We start from the raw sequence: 6,000 nt of genomic DNA on the forward strand, positions 1-6,000 counted from the left end.
TGCCTCCAATAAGGGATATTTACAAGGGGATGATCATACCCAAGCTACCTCAAAGTGCTAGTCCCAAAATAGATTAAAAACGCATAACACAATCAAAATTAATTTTTAGCTAAAATTGAGCATTGAGGCTTAAGTTTTGAATCACGAACTTTGAGGTGGTTTGGATATAAAAAATTAAAGGCAGCGGATGCTGCCTTTAACGTGCGATTAATTACTCAGCGTGTGCTGTTACGTAATCGATAGCAGTTTGTACTGTAGTGATCTTCTCAGCTTCTTCATCTGGGATCTCAGTATCAAACTCTTCTTCAAGAGCCATTACTAGTTCAACAGTATCAAGAGAATCTGCACCTAGGTCATCTACGAAAGAAGATTCATTTTTAACTTCTTCTTCTTTAACACCTAGTTGTTCAATGATAATTTTCTTTACGCGTTCTTGGATATCGCTCATTCTTCTTTCCTTTATTAAAAACGCCGATGCGTTATTTTCAGATTGCCGCGTAGTTTACGCGGCATAATTCTCTGATTCAATGATTTGACCATAAATAATTGTCTGGTCAAACCTCTGAGTGTGTGTTTTGTCTTTTATCGCTTATTTTCGCAGCGATTTCAAGTATGTTTAAAGCAAGTTCACAAATAATTCAATGTTTTTGAGGTAACTTACTTAACTTTATTAGGTAACAATGTGGGTACAATGGTTATTAAACCATGTACATCGCGCCATTTACATGCAAAGTTTCACCTGATACGTACGCAGCAGCGTCAGATGCTAAATAACATACCGCAGCTGCAATTTCGTCTGGTTGGCCTAAACGCCCTGCTGGAACATTTGCAAGTGTTGCTGCTTTTTGCTCATCAGTTAAATCATCAGTCATATCAGTTTGAATAAAACCAGGTGCCACTACGTTTACTGTAATACCACGTGATGCCACTTCGCGTGCAAGTGACTTAGAAAAACCAATGACGCCTGCTTTAGCCGCTGCATAGTTAGCTTGTCCTGCATTACCCATAGTGCCCACTACTGAGCCAATATTGATAATACGACCTTTCTTTTTCTTCATCATTGGACGAAGTACCGCTTTAGATAAACGGAAAATCGAGCTTAAGTTAGTGTCGATTATATCGTCCCATTCAGTCTCTTTCATACGCATTAATAGGTTGTCACGTGTGATACCTGCGTTATTAACAAGTACGTCAATATCGCCAAAATCAGCTTTTATTGCGGCAAGTGTCGCTTCAATAGATGCAGGATCCGTTACGTTTAATGCATAACCTTTACCATTGTCACCTAAGTACTCGCTGATTTTAGCAGCGCCTGACTCGCTTGTAGCAGTGCCTGCTACTTTTGCACCTTGCGCAACTAATGTTGTTGCAATTGCTTTACCAATACCACGGCTAGCGCCAGTAATTAGGACAATTTTGCCCTCTAAAGAAAATAAATTAGACATTTTATATACTCTTATTTAGCAGCAGCGATTGAAGCGGCATCGTTTACTGAGCCACAAACCATTGCTTTATCAATTCGTTTAGCAAGTCCTGTTAATACTTTACCAGGACCAAATTCGTAGCTTTGCGTTACATCTTGTGCAACCAAGGCTTGTACTGTTTCTGTCCAGCGAACTGGGCTGTATAGTTGACGTACTAGTGCATCTTTAATTGCATCAGCGGTCGATTCAGCTTTTACATCAACATTATTAATTACATCACACTTAGGTGTATTAAATGTTAAAGCGGCCAAGTCTACCGCTAGCTTATCAGCAGCTGGCTTCATTAGTTCACAATGTGAAGGTACGCTAACCGAAAGTGGTAATGCGCGTTTAGCACCAGCATCTTTACATGCTTGTGATGCTCTATCTACTGCCGCTTTATGCCCTGCAATAACAACTTGACCAGGAGAATTGTAGTTAACTGGAGATACAACCTCACCTTGCGCTGAGGCAGCACATGCCGCTTTTATTTCTTCATCGCCTAAGCCAATAATCGCAGCCATTGAACCTACGCCTGCAGGTACAGCTTCTTGCATGTATAAACCACGGTTTTCAACAAGCTTAACAGCTTCGCTCAAGCTTAGTACGTCGCTACATACTAGTGCTGAATATTCACCTAAGCTGTGCCCCGCCATAACAACGTCTGCATCTGGGTTTGCTGCAAACCAATCACGGTAAATAGCAACACTTGCAGTTAATAATGCAGGTTGTGTACGATGAGTTTGATTTAATTTTTCTTCTGGGCCATTAAGAACTAGCTCTGCTAAGTCGTAACCCAGTGCATCTGATGCTTCTGCAAATGTTGCTTTAACAATGTCAGAACTCTCTAGTAGCTCTTTTAACATACCAACGCTTTGCGAGCCTTGACCTGGGAATAGAAGTGCAATTTTTTGTGCCATACTTTGCTCTTTTTAATTAAACAAATAAATAATGAAATACACGGCACATCAATTATTGATTAACCGCCGTGTCTTTAGAATGTGTTTTTTCGAAAATAGCGGCGATTTTATCAGGAAGTTGACGTTCAACCTCTTTTACCGCTTCATCAATTGCTGCTTGAAATGCTTTAGCTGACGCATTTCCATGACTTTTAACGACAATACCGCGCAATCCTACCAGAGAAGCACCGTTATACTGGTCGGGGTTCACCCTTTTATAGAGTTTTTTTATTATTGGACGCAATATAAACGCCATACATTTATACAAAAGGTGCTTTTCGAGCGCAGCTGTAAACTTATTCATAATAAGCTTGGCAATGCCTTCGCATGTTTTGAGCGCCACGTTACCCACAAACCCTTCGCATACAATAACATCAGCCTTGCCAGAAAAAATATCACTTCCTTCGCTGTAACCAATGTAATTAATATGTGGGCTTTGCTGCATTAATTGTGCAGCCTGTTTAATATCATCGTGGCCTTTAATGTCCTCAGCGCCAATATTTAATAAGCTAACGCGAGGGTTATCGCACCCAAGTGCTTGACCAGCAACTACAGAGCCCATAATGCCAAACTGATACAGCATTTGCGCATCGCAATGCACATTAGCACCTAAGTCGAGTAAATATACTGGGTTTTGGCTTTCTGTAGGAACAGATGAAATGAGTGCGGCACGTTTAACACCTGGCAGCATTTTTAATACGTAGTGAGCCATAAAAAATAAAGCGCCGGTATTACCTGAGCTAACACACGCTTGTGCTTCGCCCGACTTAACTAAATCAAGGGCAACACGCATAGATGAATCTTTTTTTGAACGTACAGCAATTGCAGGTTCGCAGGCGTTAGTGACTATTTCACTACAGTGACGAATTATGAGTCTTGGATGAGATAAAGAATCGAGGGATTCGAGTTCTTTAGATATAACGTCTTCATTGCCACATAAAATGAGACTTAAATTGGCATGAGCGTTCACCGCATGAACGGCAGCAGGAATAGATGAACGGGGGCCGTAATCGCCCCCCATCATATCTAACGCTATGGTTAGATCTTTCAGCATATAAGTAATCTCTTATTTAGAAATTACTTGAACGCCTTTGTAGTAACCATCTGCAGTCACATGGTGACGACGATGAGTCTCACCAGATGTTTGATCTACAGTTAAAGTTGGACCACTGATCGCATCGTGTGAACGGCGCATGCCGCGTCTTGCACGAGACTTTTTGCTTTTTTGTACAGCCATAGTCTTCTCCTAAGAATCTTTCTTAAGTTGTTTCAAAATATCAAATGGATTAGGTTTATCATCTTCCGCCTTTAATACACCAAAGCTGGCAGGCTTTGCTGAATAACTGCATGAAGCTTCGTTGTGGGTAGCCACTAATGGAATTGCTAAAATTAGTTCGTCTTCAATTAAATCAAAAACGTTAACTTCACCATTTTCATCAAGTGCTACTTCGTCGTAGTCTTCAGGAAAAATATCTAACTCTGTATCTTCACCTACTGGTGAATATGCAAAGTCTTGAACCAAATCCAACCCTAAATCACCATTACAACGTTGACAAATGACAGTAACATGTGTGGACAAATTGCCTCTAATCACAGCGAAACCTTGATCATCGTTTTTGCAATGTATTTTTACCGCTATTTCACCTACTTCTTCCTGCACAACTTTCTCTAAACGAGTAAGTTTTTCAAGCGGTACAATTCCGTCATACTTTAAACGGTGCTGCGCTGCTTTGCCTAGATGAAGAGTGATGGGAATTTTCACCTTTTGCATAGGGGCTGCATCATATAGATAGTTAGTTTGTTAGTCAAAGTAAAAAACCATTTTTACTTGGTTTTTAACGTGTTTTACTCTCGGATCTGATTTATCCTAACTCAATCTGAATTATCGTAGGAAAACAGTCCATGAAGCTTCCACTCATTTTAGCGTCAAGCTCGCCTTTTAGGCAGTCTTTATTACAAAAATTTAATTTACCCTTTGATACGTTTTCACCCGACGTTGACGAATCAGCACTTGAATGCGAAACACCTACTGAACTGGTTAAGCGTTTAAGTGAGTTAAAAGCCTCAGCAGCTAATAAACACTTTAAAAAAGGGTTAGCAATTGGATCAGACCAAGTCGCTGTGTTTAACAATCAAATTTTAGGTAAACCGCACAATAAACAAAATGCTCTAAAACAACTAAATTTATTTAGCGGTAATACTGTAACATTTTTAACTGGGCTTTGTGTTTACGATATTGTAACTGGAACAAAAAAAACCTGTGTAGAACCTTTTAATGTGACGTTTAAAACACTCAGTGATGCACAAATTAGTGCTTATTGCGACGCAGAGCAGCCTTATAATTGTGCTGGCAGCTTTAAAAGTGAAGGGTTGGGTATCTGTTTATTTGAAAAACTAAGCGGAGACGATCCTAATAGCCTAATTGGATTACCATTAATTAAACTCAGCCAATTACTGGCTGAGTTTGGTATAGATGTACTTACTGCTCAAAACAAGTCCTAGTTAAATAAATTAACCAAGCAAAACCTGTTGTAATTGCAGATAATTATCTACCGTTGCAACAGGGCTAAGCTCATTTAGCTGCTGTGCGTTATGTACCCCCATTGTTACGCCAATTCTATCCATGCCTGCAGCTTTTGCCATTGTCATGTCTATTTGAGTGTCACCAATCATTACAGCGTCTTGAGCGCTTATGCCAAGTTCTTCAAGTAATTGATACAGCATATTTGGAGAGGGCTTTGATTGCGCTTCGTCGCTAGTTCGTGTTGCACTAAAAAAGTGGCGTAATTTACTTTGTTCAAGCAAACGCTCTAATCCATCTCGACCTTTACCTGTTGCAACCGCTAAAACAATGCCCTGCTCTTTTAAGGCACCTAAAACGCTGACAACATTATCAAATACAGGAGTTGGCGTGGTATCAACACTATATTGGTGTTTATACCCTTTAATTAGCGCTTGATGCTGCGCGACATTATCGGGAAATAAAACATCAATTGCTTTTTCAAGCGACATACCAATAATATTTTTAATTGCTAAATCACTTGGCGCCACTAAATTAAGTGACTCAGCACTACTACGAATACAGTTAACTATTTTAGTGACTGAATCCATAACGGTGCCATCCCAATCAAAAATGACGAGCTTATATTTTTTAATTGGCGTCTCTGCAATCACTGTTTTGCGTCTCGTAATTTTAGTAATGTATTTTTAAGCGTTTTATCAAGGGGCGCTTCAATACGCATCGTTGTTTCGTTTTTAGGATGATAAAAACTTAAATCGTGTGCATGTAAGAATAAACGGTTTAACCCAACTTTACGCATAGATTCATCAAACCCTTGGTCACCGTATTTATCATCGCAGGCGATAGGATGACCTTTACATTGTGTATGAACACGAATTTGGTGCGTACGTCCTGTAACAGGCGACGCTTGTACGAGTGAGCAATCGTTAAAACGTTCAAGTACTTTAAAACGCGTATGCGAAGGCTTGCCCTCAGTGTTATCTACACGTACTACGCGTTCACCCGATTTAAGTGTATTTTTACGCAGCCCTTCGGTAACGTTTTTAGTTTTAGAGTC

Annotated in this window: 9 protein-coding genes; 1 reads left to right on the forward strand and 8 read right to left on the reverse strand. The window is 39.9% G+C overall.

The features are described 5' to 3' along the window. Positions 1–211: 211 nt before the first annotated feature. The 6 genes from acpP to yceD all read right to left on the reverse strand — a co-directional run bounded on the left by acpP (position 212) and on the right by yceD (position 4,193). Positions 212–448, reverse strand: a complete 237-nt coding sequence (acpP, locus tag H5087_RS12790; protein ID WP_002962377.1) for an acyl carrier protein — start codon at positions 446–448, stop codon at positions 212–214. 250 nt (positions 449–698) lie between these two features. After that, on the reverse strand, positions 699–1,445 hold the full coding sequence (gene fabG / locus H5087_RS12795) for a 3-oxoacyl-ACP reductase FabG (RefSeq protein WP_002962378.1): 747 nt from the start codon (positions 1,443–1,445) through the stop codon (positions 699–701). A gap of 11 nt (positions 1,446–1,456) precedes the next feature. Further along, positions 1,457–2,383, reverse strand: coding sequence for an ACP S-malonyltransferase (gene fabD, locus H5087_RS12800; protein WP_182672285.1), 927 nt, complete (start codon positions 2,381–2,383; stop codon positions 1,457–1,459). A gap of 52 nt (positions 2,384–2,435) precedes the next feature. Beyond that, positions 2,436–3,476: a phosphate acyltransferase PlsX gene (plsX, locus tag H5087_RS12805; protein ID WP_002962380.1), complete on the reverse strand. Its 1,041-nt coding sequence runs from the start codon at positions 3,474–3,476 to the stop codon at positions 2,436–2,438. A 12-nt stretch (positions 3,477–3,488) separates the two neighbouring features. Beyond that, positions 3,489–3,659: a 50S ribosomal protein L32 gene (gene rpmF / locus H5087_RS12810; RefSeq protein WP_002962381.1), complete on the reverse strand. Its 171-nt coding sequence runs from the start codon at positions 3,657–3,659 to the stop codon at positions 3,489–3,491. Positions 3,660–3,668: 9 nt separating this feature from the next. After that, positions 3,669–4,193 (reverse strand): 23S rRNA accumulation protein YceD, encoded by a 525-nt coding sequence (gene yceD, locus H5087_RS12815; protein WP_182672286.1) that lies wholly within the window; start codon positions 4,191–4,193, stop codon positions 3,669–3,671. Between the two features lie 131 nt (positions 4,194–4,324). Here yceD and H5087_RS12820 point away from each other — a divergent pair, with 131 nt between their 5' ends. Further along, the gene (locus H5087_RS12820) at positions 4,325–4,924 is read left to right on the forward strand and encodes a nucleoside triphosphate pyrophosphatase (RefSeq protein WP_182672287.1); all 600 of its coding nucleotides are present in this window, start codon (positions 4,325–4,327) and stop codon (positions 4,922–4,924) included. Positions 4,925–4,933: 9 nt separating this feature from the next. Here H5087_RS12820 and H5087_RS12825 read toward each other — a convergent pair whose 3' ends face one another. Together H5087_RS12825 and H5087_RS12830 are read right to left on the reverse strand one after the other, a co-directional pair. Further along, positions 4,934–5,596 (reverse strand): HAD-IA family hydrolase, encoded by a 663-nt coding sequence (locus H5087_RS12825; RefSeq protein ID WP_182672288.1) that lies wholly within the window; start codon positions 5,594–5,596, stop codon positions 4,934–4,936. Continuing rightward, positions 5,593–6,000 (reverse strand): pseudouridine synthase (locus H5087_RS12830; protein ID WP_259397770.1); only part of this gene is annotated, 408 nt, incomplete at its 5' end. The genes H5087_RS12830 and H5087_RS12825, both read right to left, overlap by 4 nt.

It is taken from the genome of Pseudoalteromonas sp. SR43-7, assembly GCF_014163785.1.
GTDB lineage: Bacteria > Pseudomonadota > Gammaproteobacteria > Enterobacterales > Alteromonadaceae > Pseudoalteromonas > Pseudoalteromonas distincta.

Excerpts from the sequence above, each read along its gene's own strand:
- fabG (WP_002962378.1), bottom strand. The coding sequence starts at position 1,445 with ATGTCTAATTTATTTTCTTTAGAGGGCAAAATTGTCCTAATTACTGGC.
- acpP (WP_002962377.1), bottom strand. The coding sequence starts at position 448 with ATGAGCGATATCCAAGAACGCGTAAAGAAAATTATCATTGAACAACTA.
- rpmF (WP_002962381.1), bottom strand. The coding sequence starts at position 3,659 with ATGGCTGTACAAAAAAGCAAAAAGTCTCGTGCAAGACGCGGCATGCGC.
- plsX (WP_002962380.1), bottom strand. The coding sequence starts at position 3,476 with ATGCTGAAAGATCTAACCATAGCGTTAGATATGATGGGGGGCGATTAC.
- H5087_RS12820 (WP_182672287.1), top strand. The coding sequence starts at position 4,325 with ATGAAGCTTCCACTCATTTTAGCGTCAAGCTCGCCTTTTAGGCAGTCT.
- fabD (WP_182672285.1), bottom strand. The coding sequence starts at position 2,383 with ATGGCACAAAAAATTGCACTTCTATTCCCAGGTCAAGGCTCGCAAAGC.
- yceD (WP_182672286.1), bottom strand. The coding sequence starts at position 4,193 with ATGCAAAAGGTGAAAATTCCCATCACTCTTCATCTAGGCAAAGCAGCG.